This window comes from Cytobacillus stercorigallinarum, assembly GCF_014836495.1.
Taxonomy (GTDB): Bacteria; Bacillota; Bacilli; order Bacillales; family Cytobacillaceae; genus Cytobacillus; species Cytobacillus stercorigallinarum.
This window is the reverse complement of sequence record NZ_JACSQT010000002.1, coordinates 660,061-676,052: the sequence shown is the minus strand read 5'-3', so window position 1 is coordinate 676,052 and position 15,992 is coordinate 660,061. Positions and strand designations below refer to the sequence as shown.

General features: G+C 33.6%; 16 protein-coding genes and 1 tRNA gene. 9 read left to right on the top strand and 8 right to left on the bottom strand.

Annotated elements, in window-relative coordinates; all coding sequences use genetic code 11:
* Window positions 1-307: 307 nt before the first annotated feature.
* The 4 genes from H9655_RS07890 to H9655_RS07875 all read left to right on the top strand — a co-directional run bounded on the left by H9655_RS07890 (window position 308) and on the right by H9655_RS07875 (window position 6,062).
* A complete protein-coding gene (locus tag H9655_RS07890; RefSeq protein WP_225230479.1) occupies window positions 308-1,888 on the top strand; it encodes a peptide chain release factor 3 in 1,581 nt (526 codons plus the stop codon).
* Window positions 1,889-2,388: 500 nt separating this feature from the next.
* On the top strand, window positions 2,389-3,768 hold the full coding sequence (gene nhaC / locus H9655_RS07885) for a Na+/H+ antiporter NhaC (protein WP_191812626.1): 1,380 nt from the start codon (window positions 2,389-2,391) through the stop codon (window positions 3,766-3,768).
* Between the two features lie 369 nt (window positions 3,769-4,137).
* A complete protein-coding gene (gene sigI, locus H9655_RS07880; RefSeq protein ID WP_191812624.1) occupies window positions 4,138-4,893 on the top strand; it encodes an RNA polymerase sigma-I factor in 756 nt (251 codons plus the stop codon).
* The gene (locus H9655_RS07875) at window positions 4,890-6,062 is read left to right on the top strand and encodes an anti-sigma factor domain-containing protein (RefSeq protein WP_191812622.1); all 1,173 of its coding nucleotides are present in this window, start codon (window positions 4,890-4,892) and stop codon (window positions 6,060-6,062) included. Before sigI ends, H9655_RS07875 begins: the two co-directional genes overlap by 4 nt.
* Window positions 6,063-6,119: 57 nt before the next feature.
* Here H9655_RS07875 and H9655_RS07870 read toward each other — a convergent pair whose 3' ends face one another.
* Window positions 6,120-6,317 (bottom strand): alpha/beta-type small acid-soluble spore protein, encoded by a 198-nt coding sequence (locus H9655_RS07870; RefSeq protein ID WP_095369732.1) that lies wholly within the window; start codon window positions 6,315-6,317, stop codon window positions 6,120-6,122.
* Between the two features lie 198 nt (window positions 6,318-6,515).
* Here H9655_RS07870 and H9655_RS07865 point away from each other — a divergent pair, with 198 nt between their 5' ends.
* Window positions 6,516-7,880 carry a TrkH family potassium uptake protein gene (locus H9655_RS07865; RefSeq protein WP_191812620.1) on the top strand — a complete coding sequence of 455 codons (1,365 nt, stop codon included), beginning with the start codon at window positions 6,516-6,518 and terminating at the stop codon, window positions 7,878-7,880.
* Between the two features lie 43 nt (window positions 7,881-7,923).
* On the opposite strand, the gene H9655_RS07860 is transcribed toward H9655_RS07865, so the two are convergent.
* On the bottom strand, window positions 7,924-8,262 hold the full coding sequence (locus H9655_RS07860; protein WP_191812618.1) for a DUF3905 domain-containing protein: 339 nt from the start codon (window positions 8,260-8,262) through the stop codon (window positions 7,924-7,926).
* Between the two features lie 144 nt (window positions 8,263-8,406).
* Between H9655_RS07860 and H9655_RS07855 the strand changes: the two genes are divergently transcribed.
* Window positions 8,407-8,565: a hypothetical protein gene (locus tag H9655_RS07855; protein ID WP_191812708.1), complete on the top strand. Its 159-nt coding sequence runs from the start codon at window positions 8,407-8,409 to the stop codon at window positions 8,563-8,565.
* A complete protein-coding gene (locus H9655_RS07850; RefSeq protein ID WP_191812616.1) occupies window positions 8,566-8,703 on the top strand; it encodes a hypothetical protein in 138 nt (45 codons plus the stop codon).
* A gap of 52 nt (window positions 8,704-8,755) precedes the next feature.
* Here the strand turns inward: H9655_RS07850 and H9655_RS07845 are convergent, their stop codons facing one another.
* Entirely contained in the window at window positions 8,756-10,486 is a 1,731-nt protein-coding gene (locus tag H9655_RS07845) for a B12-binding domain-containing radical SAM protein (RefSeq protein ID WP_191812614.1), read from the bottom strand.
* Window positions 10,487-10,717: 231 nt separating this feature from the next.
* Here H9655_RS07845 and H9655_RS07840 point away from each other — a divergent pair, with 231 nt between their 5' ends.
* On the top strand, window positions 10,718-10,912 hold the full coding sequence (locus tag H9655_RS07840) for a hypothetical protein (RefSeq protein ID WP_191812612.1): 195 nt from the start codon (window positions 10,718-10,720) through the stop codon (window positions 10,910-10,912).
* A 73-nt stretch (window positions 10,913-10,985) separates the two neighbouring features.
* Here H9655_RS07840 and H9655_RS07835 read toward each other — a convergent pair whose 3' ends face one another.
* The 5 genes from H9655_RS07835 to H9655_RS07815 form a co-directional block, all read right to left on the bottom strand.
* Window positions 10,986-11,150 (bottom strand): hypothetical protein, encoded by a 165-nt coding sequence (locus tag H9655_RS07835; protein WP_191812611.1) that lies wholly within the window; start codon window positions 11,148-11,150, stop codon window positions 10,986-10,988.
* Window positions 11,151-11,219: 69 nt separating this feature from the next.
* Window positions 11,220-11,414: a hypothetical protein gene (locus H9655_RS07830; RefSeq protein WP_191812609.1), complete on the bottom strand. Its 195-nt coding sequence runs from the start codon at window positions 11,412-11,414 to the stop codon at window positions 11,220-11,222.
* Between the two features lie 251 nt (window positions 11,415-11,665).
* Window positions 11,666-12,217 (bottom strand): DUF3231 family protein, encoded by a 552-nt coding sequence (locus tag H9655_RS07825; protein WP_191812607.1) that lies wholly within the window; start codon window positions 12,215-12,217, stop codon window positions 11,666-11,668.
* Between the two features lie 310 nt (window positions 12,218-12,527).
* A tRNA-Arg gene (locus H9655_RS07820) sits at window positions 12,528-12,601 on the bottom strand.
* Between the two features lie 185 nt (window positions 12,602-12,786).
* Complete coding sequence (locus tag H9655_RS07815) at window positions 12,787-13,830, bottom strand: acyltransferase family protein (protein ID WP_191812605.1); 1,044 nt, start codon at window positions 13,828-13,830, stop codon at window positions 12,787-12,789.
* 275 nt (window positions 13,831-14,105) lie between these two features.
* Between H9655_RS07815 and H9655_RS07810 the strand changes: the two genes are divergently transcribed.
* Complete coding sequence (locus H9655_RS07810) at window positions 14,106-15,884, top strand: methyl-accepting chemotaxis protein (protein ID WP_191812602.1); 1,779 nt, start codon at window positions 14,106-14,108, stop codon at window positions 15,882-15,884.
* Window positions 15,885-15,992: the final 108 nt, after the last annotated feature.

Sequence of the window (15,992 nt, the reverse complement as noted above, 5' to 3'; positions counted from 1 at the left end):
AAAGAAGAAAAATCTTTTAAAATAACAGAAAACCCCACCTTCACTTTAATGCAAAGGTGGGGTTTGTCTACGGTCTGGGCTGACATCTATCCTATGTCAGCTTTTTTGTGCGTAATAAAACTTGCATTCATAGTGGGTGACAATAGGTTGATATATGTAATATAAAAGGCGCAAACCTATTGGTTATCTTTTTAAAGAAAATGCCATATATTGAATAGCATTGCAAAGTTTCATATACAAGGATAAAATTGAGGGTACGCAGTAGCGACTAAATAAGAATTTATACATGTTAGTGAGGAATTATATTATGAGTACATTTAAAGACGAAGTATTATCGCGTCGAACATTTGCAATTATTTCCCACCCTGATGCTGGGAAAACAACCTTAACAGAAAAGCTGCTTTTATTCGGAGGGGCTATTCGTGATGCAGGGACTGTAAAAGGGAAAAAGACAGGGAAGTATGCAACAAGTGACTGGATGGAAATAGAAAAACAACGTGGTATTTCGGTTACTTCTAGTGTCATGCAGTTTGAGTATAATAAAGCTAAAATTAATATCTTAGATACTCCAGGACACCAAGATTTCAGTGAAGATACTTATCGTACATTAACAGCAGTTGATAGTGCAGTTATGATTATTGATTCAGCAAAGGGAATTGAGGATCAGACCTTAAAACTTTTCAAAGTTTGCCGTATGAGAGGTATCCCTATTTTTACATTTATTAATAAATTGGACCGACAAGGTAAGATGCCATTAGAACTGTTAGCTGAATTAGAAGAAGTGATGGGCATTGAATCATATCCGATGAATTGGCCTATAGGAATGGGGAAAGAGTTTTTAGGTATTTATGATCGTTTTAATAATCGCATTGAACAATTTCGTGTTGATGAAGAGGATCGTTTCCTTGAATTGAATGATGAAGGCGAAATTAACGGAGATCATTCTTTAAAACAATCAGGACTTTATGAACAAACGCTCGAAGAAATCATGTTATTGAATGAAGCAGGAAATGAATTTTCTCGTGATCGCATTGCTTCGGGTGACCTAACACCTGTGTTCTTTGGCAGTGCCTTGACTAATTTTGGTGTGCAAACGTTTTTGGAATCTTATTTACAGTTTGCACCTACTCCTCAACCTCGAGAATCGACTATCGGAGAAATCAATCCTTTAACAGAAGATTTCTCAGGGTTTATCTTTAAAATTCAAGCGAATATGAATCCTGCACATAGGGATAGAATCGCTTTTCTAAGAATTTGTTCAGGGAAATTTGAACGAGGAATGAGTGTGAATATTCCTCGCCTAGGTAAACAAGTCAAATTAGCACAATCAACACAATTTATGGCAGATGACCGTAGCACTGTTAACGAAGCTGTTAGTGGCGATATCATTGGTATTTATGATCCAGGAACATATCAGATTGGTGACACATTAACAAGTGATAAAAATGGTTTCCAGTTTGAAAGACTCCCTCAGTTCACCCCGGAATTGTTCGTTCGAGTCACAGCAAAAAACGTGATGAAGCAAAAGCATTTTCATAAAGGGATTCAACAGTTAGTGCAAGAGGGGGCTATTCAGCTCTTTAAAACAGTAAAAACAGATGAGTACTTGCTTGGAGCGGTTGGACAATTACAATTTGAAGTATTTGAACATCGAATGAAAAATGAATATAACACCGAAGTATTAATGGAAAGGTTAGGCTCTAAAATTGCAAGATGGGTTGAAGGTGAGGAACATTATGATAACCTTTCTAGCTCTCGCAGTTTACTTGTTAAGGATCGGTATGAACATCAAGTGTTTCTATTTGAAAATGAATTTGCCCTTAGATGGTTCCAAGATAAAAATCCAGATGTACCATTATATAATCCGATGGATCAGCAGCAACAATAATTATCATTACAGGCACGCACAATTTTTTGTGCGTGTTTTTAATTTATTCCAAAATTTTAGGCAAACAACTGTCATGCTCAAAAAAAATATTGCTTTTCAAAAAGAAAGAATTTGAGCCACAGTTGTTATCCATACAAGTACAAGTTATTTATATGAAAATAATGATTGACAGTAAATGAAATACAGATTATAGTATAAATACGTTACAAAAATACTTTAGTGCATAAAAGCGTTCAAGCAAAATAGTATTATTAGATTTTATATAAATTAACCGGTAGTGTCAGTAGGTGACTTATGAACAGCCAAAGAGACTGAATGGGTGGTGAAAATTCAGGTCATAAGTTTTCCGAATTACAGCTACCTATAAAGGTTAAAAATAGATGAAGTGGACAAGTGAGGTTGACTTGTCAATTAGGGTGGTACCGCGGAGCTCATTCGTCCCTAAGTAAGGGAGTAATGAGCTCTTTTTGACGCTTTTAGAAATATTGGAGGTTAGTATTATGCAACAAGAACCAGTCATCAAAGTAAAGACATGGGAAGCGTTATTTATAACCATCATTCTCCTTAGTGGCATAAGTTATTGCATGATTGCCATTGAGGCACCACCACATATCCCTATTATACTTTCGATGATTTTTTTAATTGTCTATGGACTAGTTAAAGGAGTCGAGTTTAAACAAATAGAGCAAGGTATAATGGATGGAACAAAATCTGGGTTAGGTGCTGCATTCCTATTCTTTTTTATAGGTATGTTAATAAGTAGCTGGATGGCTAGTGGCACAATCCCAACATTTATTTATTATTCTTTAGAAATAGTTGGACCGAATTATTTTTATGCGATTTGTTTCGTTGTTACCTCAATTATTGGTATGAGTATTGGTAGCTCATTAACTACAGCGGCAACGATTGGTGTAGCTTTTATGGGATTGAGTGCAGCATTGGATTTAAATCCAGCCATTACAGCAGGTGCTATTATCTCAGGAGCTTTTTTTGGAGATAAAATGTCTCCACTGTCAGATACAACTAATTTGGCATCCATGACTGTTGGTGTGGACTTATTTGATCATATTAAAACAATGAGTATGACAACGATTCCGGTATTTATCTTATCCTTTATTATTTTCTTCTTAATCTCACCAAAGGGGATGGAAGAAGCAAGCTTAGAAAGAATAAATGACATGCAAACTGGTTTATTGCAGTTAGGTTTGGTGCAGTGGTATTCAATCATTCCTTTTCTTGTCTTAATTGTACTAGCGATAAAGAAAATACCTGCTTTAATCACATTAGCATCGTCAATTGTTACAGCAATTATTGTTTCCTTCTTTGTGCAAAATGAAATGAATATAGCAAAGTTGATTACTATATTATTTAGTGGTTTTACTTCAAATAGTGGGATTGAGGATATCGACTCATTATTAACTAGAGGTGGAATGGAAAGTATGTTTTTCTCTATTTCACTTGTCCTCTTGGCTTTAGCAATGGGTGGGTTATTTATTAAACTAGGGATATTAGCGGCACTTATACGAGGTATTACTGATTACTTATCTAATCGTGGACTATTAATTTCAGCAACTGCTTCCACTGCAGTGGGTATTAACTTTATTGTTGGTGAGCAGTATTTATCAATTCTATTAACAGGTAACGCTTATAAAGATTCTTTTAGTAAAGCGAACTTGCATCCTCGATATTTATCCAGGGTTTTAGAAGACGCTGGAACAGTGGTTAATCCACTTGTACCGTGGAGTGTTTGCGGAATTTTTCTAACGACAGTGCTAGACGTTAGTACTTTAACCTACTTGCCATTTGCCTTATTTTGCTTAATAAGTCCTTTAATGACTATTTTATATGGTTGGACAGGTTGGACAATGAAGAAGCAGTAATACATTGGAGTCATTTTTTCTTTCAGATTGGTAACTGAAGAGGAGAATGACTTTTTTTTGTGCAGTCATCAAATCCTATCTAACCCACTTTATGGTTATGAATGAAATGATTGTAAATTATCGGTAATATTTCATCATATTTTAATTTTTGATAACATTTTTCTATTTATATTGCACAAGTATGAAAGTTGCACAACTTTTGTCATTATATTGTAGTGAATGTGGTTTAAAAATATTCTTTACCCCTATAATTTTCTAATTTTACCCGTATATTTGTATTGATAGACTAATAAAGATTGAAGCTAGTCTTCATGCACGATTCATCTGAATTTCCTGTGTTATAATTTGGGTGAATAAAGAGGTGAGTGCATGATTAAATCACTGTTTAGAGGCTTGAAGACTCAAAATAAAACCATTGAAGAAGAAGTTTATGCGATTCAAAATGGTGATCGATATTTAAGAGATGTGTTTATAGATAAATTTAAACCTTTTATAGCTAAGTCTGTTTCTTTAGTCTGCAGGAGGTTTATATATGATTCCGATGATGAATTTAGTGTAGGTCTAATCGCTTTTAATGATGCCATTAATAATTATAATCGAGCAAAAGGAACGAGTTTCGTTTCTTTTGCAGAGGTTGTTATTAAACGAAGAGTGATCGATTTTATTAGACAGCAATCGAAACATCAAACCCTTAGTATAGATGCAAACCATCAGTATGAGGATGGTTCAAATGAACAAGCAAGTGCGTTAATAGAATCAGAAATATCGATAAGAGGCTACTTAGAAATACAAGATCAACAGGCAAGGAAAGAGGAAATAATAAAGTTCACAAATGAGTTATTATATTTTGGTATTAGTTTTAAAGAGATTGTTAAATACTCGCCAAAACATGCGGATGCAAGAAAGACAGCAATTGAAATTGCTCATTTGATTGCCAATGATGTGATGTTGAAAGACATGCTGTACTCGACCAAAAAATTACCAATCAAGCATATGGAATCAAGAATAAAAGTAAGTAGAAAAACAATTGAAAGAAATCGTAAATACATTATCGCAATGACATTGGTTTTATGTAATGACTATGTCTATTTAAAGGATTATTTGAAAGGGGTGTTAGAAACGTGAAAAGAGGAGTGATTGTTGCCATTGATGAACGTTTCTTAACACTTTTAACAAATGAAGGAGAATTTTATTTAAGCCATAAATTTGAAGCAATATATGAAATAGGCCAAGAGATTGAGTTTGAGCCAGTGAAGAAAAATCCGAGGGTAAAATATGTTAAAAAACCGAAATATGTAAAAATGATTATGCTTGCTGCTGTTTTTGTTCTTTCCTTTTTAGGTATGTCTTTTTGGCCTAATCAATCTGAACAAATGATCTCTGCTTATATGACCATTGATATTAATCCAAGTATTGAATTAGCAGTAAATGAACAATTCGAAGTTGTACAATTAAAGGGTTATAATGCAGATGGAAAAAAAATCGTTGAAGAGATATCAGGTTGGGAAAATAAGCAGTTTGATATCATATTTTCAGATATTCTCGCGATCATTAAGAGTCAAGGTTATATGAAAAAAGGAAAAGAATTAACGTTCGCGACAGTTATCATGTCAGATCAATATTTTGAAGAGAGCTTAAGGAAACATACTGACTTTGTTACAAAAAAAGTGAATGAAGAAGAAGTAAGTTTGAATTTGATTGAAGGATCTAAAACAGAAAGACAGTTAGCGCAAGAAAAAGGGCTTACTCTAGGTGCGTACAAAGAGTCGAATGAAAGCACCGAATATGATAATGCCCCAAAATCGGATATAGATGAGTCTGAAGAACAGAAAATGTCCGAAGTTACTAAAGAAGAAAGTGATGAACAAGAAGATAAAAAAGAAATGGAAAAGCACACGTCCATAGAAGAAAAGGAAATAAAGCAAGCATCTGATGATAAAGAGGCTACTAATGCAAGTAAAGTGGCAAATGAATCGAAAATAATAAATCATGAAGAAGAAGAGATTGAAGAAAAAGTGTATCGTAAAAGATATACTGATGAAGAACATAAAGGCCCACCGTCTAAAAAGAACAAAGATATGGATGATCTTAACTTAAAAGAAAAACATCAAAATAAACATGATAAAAAAGACTATCATAAAAAAGATGATGATAAGAAGAATGACAACGACAAAGATAATAATCGAGGTCGTGATGACGATGAATGGCATGACAGGCATCATCCAGGAAAGCGCAATGATGAAGTGAGAGATGAAAATAATGAGAGAAAAAAATATAATTACGAATCACCATAATTGCAAAATTTATGGGTATAATAAAAAGTCCGAGTTGATCCTCGGACTTTTGCCATGTTATTTTTGTTTTCCAGAAAGTTCTGCTTGAGCTTGTTGAACTAATCTTTTGGTAATTTCTCCTCCGACTGAACCGTTAGATCTGGAAACAGTATCCGAACCCAACTGTACACCAAATTCTTGAGCGATTTCATATTTAACTTGATCTAAATATTGTTCAATTCCCGGTACTAAAAGTTTATTACTATTCTTTGGCATGATCTCACATCTCCTAACGATAATTTTACAGTAAATGATATCACTGTATTTGTATTATGATGAATTGTGTTCATTTCATGAGTGGTAAATTAGCTGTTTGTATCCTTGTTTTGGCAAAGAAAAAATAATTAGCTTTCAAAACAGAGGGAGATTATATTATTATAGAGTTTAATTGAGTTTAGTTGAGGTGAAAAACGTTTGTTAAAAGATCTTAAAGACTGGATAAATAGGCGTTCGCCAGCACAAATAATTACGGCCTACTATTTCTTATCGATTACTATTTCTGTAGGACTTCTCTATTTGCCAGGTGTTAATCAAAAAGGTGTAGAAGTTAGCTTTATAGATACTGTATTTACTGCTGTGACAGCTGTTAGCGTAACGGGATTAACCGTTGTTGATTTATCACAAACCTATAGTGTTTTTGGCTATTTTGTGATTATGATTATCATGCAATTCGGTGGAATTGGTATTATGGCATTAGGTACATTCTTTTGGATGTTATTAGGTAAGAAAATTGGCTTGAAGAGTAGAAAACTAATCATGGTTGATCACAATCAGTATGCGCTATCTGGACTTGTACAACTAGTGAAAGAAATAATTAAATTAATGATTCTTATCGAAGTAATAGGAATTCTTATCCTCGGCTTTCATTTTTTAAAGTATTATCCTTCGTGGGAGGAAGCTTTTCTCCACGGATTATTTGCTTCTGTAAGTGCGACAACAAATGGCGGTCTAGATATAACAGGTTCATCAATGATTCCATATGCACATGATTATTTTGTGCAATTTATTACGATCGTACTAATCTCTTTAGGGGCAATTGGTTTTCCTGTTTTAATTGAAGTAAAAGCTTTTCTATTAAAACGTAAATGGGAAAACTCGCTCCCGTATCGTTTTTCTTTATTTACTAAAGTAACAACTGTTACATACGCTTTTTTACTCGTTTTTGGAACAATTATTATTTTAGTAATGGAGTTTCAGCATTTTTTTAAAGGACTTTCATGGCATGAAAGTTTCTTTTACGCACTATTTCAGTCAGCAACGACAAGAAGTGGTGGGTTAGCAACAATGGATGTTAGTGAATTTACATTGCCAACCCTATTGATTATGAGTATTATGATGTTTATTGGTGCTTCACCAAGCTCTGTTGGGGGAGGCATACGGACAACCACTTTTGCGTTAAATATTTTATTTATCTGGAATTTTGCCAAAGGAAATAAACATGTGAAAATCTTCCGCAGAGAAGTTCACCAAGATGATATATTGAAATCATTGGTTATTACAATTTTAGCCACTCTTTTATGCTTTATAGCGGTTGTATTGATTAGCATAACAAATACGCATTTATCGCTAATTTCAATAATATTCGAAGTATGCTCTGCTTTTGGAACGACTGGCCTTTCGATGGGGATAACAGCTGATTTAAGTCATACTGGAAAAATTGTCATAATGATTCTGATGTTTGTCGGTAGAATAGGCTTAACTTCATTTTTATATATTATAGGTGGTAAAGAAGAAAAGCCACATTATCATTATCCAAAAGAGAGAATTATCATTGGATAATTAGATGGATACGAAAACCAAGCTTAATAAAAAGCTTGGTTTTCTAATCTGCTTTATACCCTACATCTTTTGTTGGATGAGAGAAGGGAGCATCAGGTACTTCTTTTTCTTCTATAAGTGCGCGATTCTCAGGCGTATTAAAACCAATATCGTTTGTTGGATGAACCCATCTATCTCCAGCCATCACTGCTGGATCTACTTCATCACTCCAATTCTCAAGAGGAGACTGCTCAGATGTATAATAACTATCGCCAATTGTTACACCAAATTCGTTTACAAAAGGTGGCTGCAGCTCTTTATGACTTTTTCGAAAGTCAGGTGAAGAAATTTGATGTGGTAAGCTTTCCAATTTGCTTCGCTCTTGCTTGTTTTTTCTTTTCACTTAGCATCACTCCTCTTTTTATCTTTCTCTTCTGTTGAGTCGTTTATTATATTGAACATGAAGAAATAAAAGGTAAGCATAATGAAACGAAATTAGGTGGAAAATATGTTTGTTCTTACGAATTACGAAGGAGGAGGCAGGATAATGAAGAGAAAAGCTAGCCATCGTGCTGTTGAAAAATATAGTAAGACCCCAAAAGCAAATCAGGAAGATGTTGAATTTTCAACTGAATTTACTAGTGGTGAAGATGTAAATAAAGGTGCGAATCGCAATTCAAAGCAAGGAAGAAAAGGGAGAAGCTAAATGAAACAGTTGAAAAGTGAGCGGAAACAGAAACAGCCTCCACAGGTTAATGTAGAGTTTGGGATGGAGTTTGGCGATATGAACGCTTCAAAGATATATGATGTTACAAGTAAGAAAGGCAAGTTAAATAAGAGATAGATAAAAGTACAAGCCAGAAAAGTTTTACTCTTTTCTGGCTTGTATTAATCCTCTATGATGCAAACACAGCTGCCTGTTCTTTGGCATAATATACAACCATAACAGATTCATTCATCTCAATGAAACCGGTCTGGATATATTTCTCAAGATTAAAGGGAAGCTTCTCTACAATGGAATGTTTATATAGTTCTTTTTCATTTAAATGTAGTAAAGCAAAGTCTTTGCTGACTGAACTTGGATCTTTCAGGAACTGTTGATAAAGCAAAGATCGTTCTTTTTTATCAATAGAGGATGGCCACCAAGGCTTTCTTGGCTTATATTTTTGATTAGAAAGGTAATCATATTTCATTAATCCTTCAATGACTGCTAAATTTTTTACCTTTGTATCCTCTAGGAAAGCAAATAATCGATGGAATAAATCCTCTAATTGGTGGCCAATTCGTGACCATCCCATCCCTTCCCAATAACTTCCGAATTCTTGGAAAAAATCAAAAGGAGTAGGGAAAATGTTTGTAACTAAGTATTCAATCGTATGATCCATCCGATGGTCATTCCAATATTTCTCTAACACATCTTCTACTTGTTTGATGCGGATAATATCTTGGAATGATAAGACATTGTTCCCAAGGATTTCATAAGGTGATTGATCCATATAAATATATTGATGATTAGCTGCACTTTGTCGTAACCCTGTTCCCCTCAACATTTTTAAAAATCCTAGTTGTAATTCTTCTGGACGCAGGGCAAATACATCATTGAAGGTTTTCTTGAATGATGCATAATCCTCTTCAGGCAAACCAGCAATTAAATCAAGATGTTGATCAATTTTGCCACCTTCTTTTACCATTGTCACTGTTCGAGTCAACTTCTGAAAGTTTTGTTTTCGCTTTACCAATTCGTTTGTATAATCATTGGTTGATTGTACGCCAATTTCAAACCGGAATAAACCGGCAGGTGCGTGATCGTTTAGAAATTGAATGACTTCTGGCCTCATAATATCAGCTGTGATTTCGAATTGAAAAACAACACCAGGCATATGTTCATCAATAAGAAATTGAAACATTTCTAATGCGTAGCTGCGACTAATATTGAATGTACGATCAACAAATTTAATCGTTTTCGCACCGTTTCGCATTAAATAACGAATATCTTCTTTCACCTTTTCACGATCAAAATATCGTACACCAACTTCAATGGAAGAAAGACAGAATTGACAACTGAAAGGGCAGCCTCTACTCGTTTCTATATATGTAACCCTTTTACCAAGCTCCCTCTTATCTTCTTCAAAGCGAAAAGGAGAGGGAAGTTCGCGAAGGTTAAGTTTGTTATTTTGTGGATTAACATGCAATTTACCATCTTCAAGATAAGCAATACCGTTTACTTTACGCCAATCCTTTTCTCCATCTATTTGTTGAAGTAGCTGTTTAAAAGTTTCTTCTCCTTCACCTACAGCGATAAAATCAATTTCTGAAACATTCTCTAACCATTCAGGGACATCATATGTCACTTCTGGTCCACCGAGTATGATTATTACATTAGCATTTATTTTTTTGATCATACGAATGACTTTAATGGTTTCTTCAATATTCCATATATAACAGCTGAAACCTATGACATCTGGTTGTTTATTAATTAAATCAGTAACTATATTCATAACTGGGTCTTTAATTGTATATTCAGCAAGTTCAACGTTGAAATCAGGTTCAGCAAATGCTTTTAAGTACCGTATGGCAAGGTTAGTATGAATATATTTAGCGTTAAGTGTTGACGCAATGACTTTCATTTTCTTCTCCTTTTATAACGCTTTCAGAGAAGCAGTGGAAGCATTAAATGTCCAACAGCTCCTTTATTTTTAACTAGCGTTTCATTTGACAGTTTTCTTGGGCAATACATTCTATTTTATCATAATCTTTATTAAAATCCTAAAGTCAAAAATTAATAAGTTTTAACACTGACTTCATATTGTCTTTAAATTGGTAAGTTATGATTAATCTATCAAAGGAGGAGTGATAAAATGTTAATCGCAGCGATTATACAGTGGCACCGCTTTTGGTTTGTTGGCATAAATTATTTTTTAGATGGTGATATTCCTGAATGGTTATTTCACCAACTATTTTCGAAGTCCATGCATCATCAAGAAAAGCTCATCTATTTCTTGAAGAAACAGAAGGTCACTTCACGCACAAGGAGAGCATCATTACATGGGTAGGATTGTTATAGTTAATATAAAAAAATGGCTATAGACATATACGAATCAAAGTATATTATCTATAGCCATTTTTTTATTCTTTACTATTGTTTTCCTCTTCTTCAATAATCCCATCATTTCCTTTATCAATACCAGTAGCCTGATTGACCATCATGGAGAAAAGGTTTAAACCTTGATCCATTGGGTCCATTTCATATTGTTTCTGGCCAATTTTTTTTGACTTTTCAATATCGCTCATTAAAAGGCACCTCCATGTTAGTTAGGTTGCACTAGTTAATTTGGCACCATTCATAAATGAAAAAATTAATTATTTTTGGTTAAGGTAATGTTGTAAACACGTGGCACAAGTGATGGAATCTTCCCTAATAAACTTTATCCGTTTTAAATCTGAACGATTAACGATCGTAAAATGGTGATAAGTAATACCACATTCCGTTTTTCTTTGATTTTTAACAATATGAATTAAATGATCTTGTTTACTTACAACTGTTGGAAACGTCATAAACGATTAACTCCTTTTTATACCTGGTACTAATACGTGATAATGTAATCATAATCTATTTCGTGTTTTTTGTGAAATGATAAAATATGGATATTTAAAAAGAATAAGCGACATGAAATATAGTGAAAAGAGGATTCTTTCAAAGGGTGAATTTGTTTGATTAAATGAACAAAAATAATGAAGTAAGAACTCTTAAAGTTGTGTTAAACAAGGGAGTACATAGTTAACCATAAACAAAATAAGCACCTAGATTAAGATCTAGGTGCTCCGGGAGGATGAAAATAAGGAGGGATTTTTAGCCACCCTCTTTTATGCATGGTGTTTTTAAGATTCATACTAAATATCATTTTTTCTGCATAAAATCTAGCCCACATAAGTCCAATATCGTTTCTAATTGATTGAGTCATGTTAGTTGAACACATCATAATATTTGAAGCTACTTTAATACTAATTAAATTTGCAATTTCATCATTTGTTGATTTAACACCCAATGGAATGTTATTGGGATCTGAGTTAGGTTTCGATTGAGCTGTATTTGAAAGTGGGATACCTTCTTTTATCATAAACTTTTCTAAAGTTAATTTTTGGTGTTCAGCTAATCTTTTCGATTCGGTCAATAATTCTATTAACTCATTATCAGTAGTGGTATTTAAACAAGTTTCTAATGCAGGAATTTCTTCAGCAATTGAAGTGTAGTATAACCAACAGCCCATTGCTTCTCCTATATGGGGATTTTGTTTAGGGTCTTCTTCTACTGAGGTTGATTTTATGTAATTTATAACTGCTTGAAACGCGTTAGGCAACTATCATCCCTCCGTATTCTTTAGTTATTTAATATAAATTATCTCCAGAAGTTAAATAACTATGTGCGTCATTAGAATATCTAATGTACTACAGTTGATTAGGCAGGATCTTTGTAAATTGTAGTATACGGTCAAACAAAACGTTCACGTATCTCCAATCTATACTTGTTTCTCGACAATTCAAGTATAAAAGGCTGGATGATTACTTGTGTTTTTTATGTCCTCAAATGGTTTTAACAGAACCAATCAAAACAAAAATAACAGGTCGATAATCTCTTAATATCAAGAGTGATCGACCTGTTATTATGAGCGTCCCAGATAGGAATCGAACCTACGACCTACAGCTTAGGAGGCTGTTGCTCTATCCTGCTGAGCTACTGGGACATATATCGTTTTTTCTTTGACAATATAAAATTATATACCTATATAAATGAATGGTCAATAATAAAGCGCTTGAAAATTTTTAATAATTCTTATGGTTTATATAAAGGGAAAAGAGTGTTTAATGATGTGTATATTTAAAAGGCAGTAGTTACATAACAATGTAACTACTGCCTTACCTTATCTATCTAATCAATTCGGTATTTTCTTCGATAATATCGAAAGATCGTTCTAATTTGTCTTTTTAGTTGTTTAAACCGTGCGGTGCTTAACTCAATCAGTGGTTGAGTAACCGCGGTGACCCATTTGCTTGATAACAGTAAAGTAAGCACTAAGGCAAGTCCTGCTAACAAGAGAAAACTTCTCGGATCGTTGAAGAAATCTTGCACTTCACTTTCTCTAAATATTCGTACGAAAAATCCGTGAAGAAGATATACATATAATGTGTTTTTACCTAGCTTTGTAAATGAGTAATGTCTGTTAGGCACAAAAGCAAAGAAACATGCCATCATCATCAAACTAAGTAAATAGAAACCTAATCTAATTAACATAGATGAAATAGATGCATCATCAACAACGGAATATGGCTTTGACCCAAGTAACCATTCATAGTTGATGTTTGGATTAAAGTAGAATAAAACAAAAACAGCGACAAAAATACCAACCGCACCGAGGCGAACCGATGGTCTAAATAAGACTTGGAAATGTTCTTTTTTCATTAAATAACCAAGTAAGAAGAATGGGAAAAACACAAACGTTCTAGATAAACTTAAATAGTTTGATACCCAATCAGCATATCCTACAGCTAACCCAATCGCAAAAGAGAGTATAATGGCTACACTTGGTTTGAATTTGGCAAATATCAATAACAATAGATGCCAGAAAAATAAAGAAATTAAGAACCATAACGACCAATGTGGATTTAGTGGATCCACGTTAAAGGCAGCACCTTGATGTAAGAAATAATAAAAGACCGAATAGATTAGTTGGAAAATAAGGTATGGCAAAATCAATTTTTTAGCTATTTTTTGAATATATCCCTTTTGATAATAACCTTTTGCAAAAAAGCCTGAAACTAATATAAATGCAGGCATATGAAATGTATAAATAACTTTGTAAAGCGTATAAATTGTTTCACTATCTTCAATAAAAGAGCGAATCAAATGTCCGAATACGACAAAGAAAATAAGAATAAACTTTGCGTTATCAAAAAAGTAATCACGCTGTCCCATAAATCCTCCTTTATTAAAGACCCCCTAAAACATCCCTTATTATATACCCATTATTGAAGAAAATAAATCAATTTAAACATGTGAACGAGTGGATAAAAATCCAATACATGGACATGTAAAGGTAATATGGCATTAAAACATATAGGTATATATAACTAATTATAGTTAAAATACCCCTTCAATATCCCCCTTTTATCGATTATAATGTTAGCAGAATCTAGTATAATGGAATCATTATTTTGTAAAAGGATACATTATTTAAAGGAGGAATTATATTGAAAATACTGAAAAAATGGCGATTAAAACAAAGTAGTATCCCCTTTTTAAATGTGATGTTATTAAAGGTATCCAAGTCAGATAAATGGAGAAAGTTAAAAATCGGTCAAAAGTATGGGGTCGCTTTGTGGCTAACTTTAGGCGTATTCACGCTATCTACGATTTTGTCTTTTTTTATGCTTGTATACAGTACCTTTAAACTCAATGAAGCAGAGAAGGCAAGTGAAAGAGCACTAGAAATCGCTGATATAGGTACAGATTTCTACTTAAAAGGCGGAACGATTGGGAATTATATTATTGATTCTAATCCAAAACATTTAAATACATATGAAGAATTAGAAACAGAAATAAAGAATAAGCAACAAGATATACAACAGATGATCCAGTCAGAAAAAGCAGAAGAGATGTTTAGTAAAATCAATGAATATGATAAAGAAGTGAATCAATTATTTTACGATGAAATCGCACCAAATGTGAAGTTGCAACATGTACGCGAATACCGTTTAGGCAAGTTGCAGGTAGACAATTACATCGAACAGACAATGAATACATTAGATGAATTAATATCTATAGTAAAAGCAGAGCAGGAATCTGCCATTAACCAAGCAAGTTGGATGATGATTGTATCCCTTGTTATTTTGGTACTTTCATTAGTACTATCAGCAATTTTCGGATTTTTTAGTCATAGAATAGTGAATAAACAATTAGCCTATCGCCTTACAAAGGTTGTGACAGCTTCAAAGGAAATAACAAAAGGGAATTTAAAAGCTAGTGATATTCATTCGAATAATCAGGATGAAATTACAGAAATCGCAGACGCCTTTAACCAAATGAAACACCAGTTGCGACAAATGATTCAAGAAATGCTTACAGTTTCACAAAGTTTAAATGAGAGAAGTGTTCACCTTGGTACAGTTTCTTCGGAAGTCGCAGCAGCTAGCCAAGAAATCTCGGCGACAATGGAGGAACTATCGGGAGGAGCAGAAGAGCAAGCAAGTGCAAGTGCGGATTTATCAAAAATAATGGAAGATTACTTATATAAAGTGGAGAATGCAGAATCGAAAAGTGTTTCTATGCGCGAAGCAGCCTCAAATGTAAAAGATATGACATTAGCAGGAAATGAATTAATGGAAAATTCAAAAGAGCAAATGAATAGAATAGATGAAATTATTAATGATTCGATGCATCGAGTGAAAGGGTTAGATCAAGAAACGAAACAAGTAACTAAGTTGATATCTGTTATCCATGATATCGCTAACCAAACGAATTTGTTAGCATTAAATGCGGCAATTGAGGCTGCGAGGGCAGGGGAGCATGGCAAGGGCTTTGCTGTTGTTGCTGAGGAAGTAAGAAAACTTGCCGAAAAAGTCTCCTATTCAATCAGTGATATTACTTCAATTGTAAATAAAATTCAATCAGAGTCGGTTGGAGTAGTAAAATCGTTACAAGCTGGCTATGAGCAAGTAGAGATCGGAAGTAATAAAATTCATCAAACAGCCAATACGTTCCACAGTATATCAACTGCCACTACTGCTATTCATGGAGATATCGAATATATTTCGTCAAGTATGGTAGAAATGCTAGAAAATTCAGTAGTGATGAGTGAATCTATAGAAAACATTGCTGCTGTTTCGCAACAATCAGCAGCTGCAGTGGAAGAGACGAGTAACTCGGTTACACATACAAATGATTCAATGGAAAACATTCAGCAATATGTACAAAAGTTAGCTGAAATGGCCAATACATTAAATAAACTTATAGAAAAATTTAAATTATAATGGTAAAAACAAGTATTCTGCTGAATTAAGCAAGTACTTGTTTTTTTATTATGAATAAAAAGGATTATGACGATTTTTGTAGAATAACCTCGGTGGTAGAATAATTTG

Excerpts from the sequence above, each read along its gene's own strand:
- H9655_RS07890 (WP_225230479.1), top strand. The coding sequence starts at position 308 with ATGAGTACATTTAAAGACGAAGTATTATCGCGTCGAACATTTGCAATT.
- H9655_RS07845 (WP_191812614.1), bottom strand. The coding sequence starts at position 10,486 with ATGAAAGTCATTGCGTCAACACTTAACGCTAAATATATTCATACTAAC.
- H9655_RS07815 (WP_191812605.1), bottom strand. The coding sequence starts at position 13,830 with ATGGGACAGCGTGATTACTTTTTTGATAACGCAAAGTTTATTCTTATT.
- H9655_RS07850 (WP_191812616.1), top strand. The coding sequence starts at position 8,566 with ATGAAACAGTTGAAAAGTGAGCGGAAACAGAAACAGCCTCCACAGGTT.
- H9655_RS07830 (WP_191812609.1), bottom strand. The coding sequence starts at position 11,414 with ATGACGTTTCCAACAGTTGTAAGTAAACAAGATCATTTAATTCATATT.
- nhaC (WP_191812626.1), top strand. The coding sequence starts at position 2,389 with ATGCAACAAGAACCAGTCATCAAAGTAAAGACATGGGAAGCGTTATTT.
- H9655_RS07870 (WP_095369732.1), bottom strand. The coding sequence starts at position 6,317 with ATGCCAAAGAATAGTAATAAACTTTTAGTACCGGGAATTGAACAATAT.
- sigI (WP_191812624.1), top strand. The coding sequence starts at position 4,138 with ATGATTAAATCACTGTTTAGAGGCTTGAAGACTCAAAATAAAACCATT.
- H9655_RS07855 (WP_191812708.1), top strand. The coding sequence starts at position 8,407 with ATGAAGAGAAAAGCTAGCCATCGTGCTGTTGAAAAATATAGTAAGACC.
- H9655_RS07840 (WP_191812612.1), top strand. The coding sequence starts at position 10,718 with ATGTTAATCGCAGCGATTATACAGTGGCACCGCTTTTGGTTTGTTGGC.
- H9655_RS07835 (WP_191812611.1), bottom strand. The coding sequence starts at position 11,150 with ATGAGCGATATTGAAAAGTCAAAAAAAATTGGCCAGAAACAATATGAA.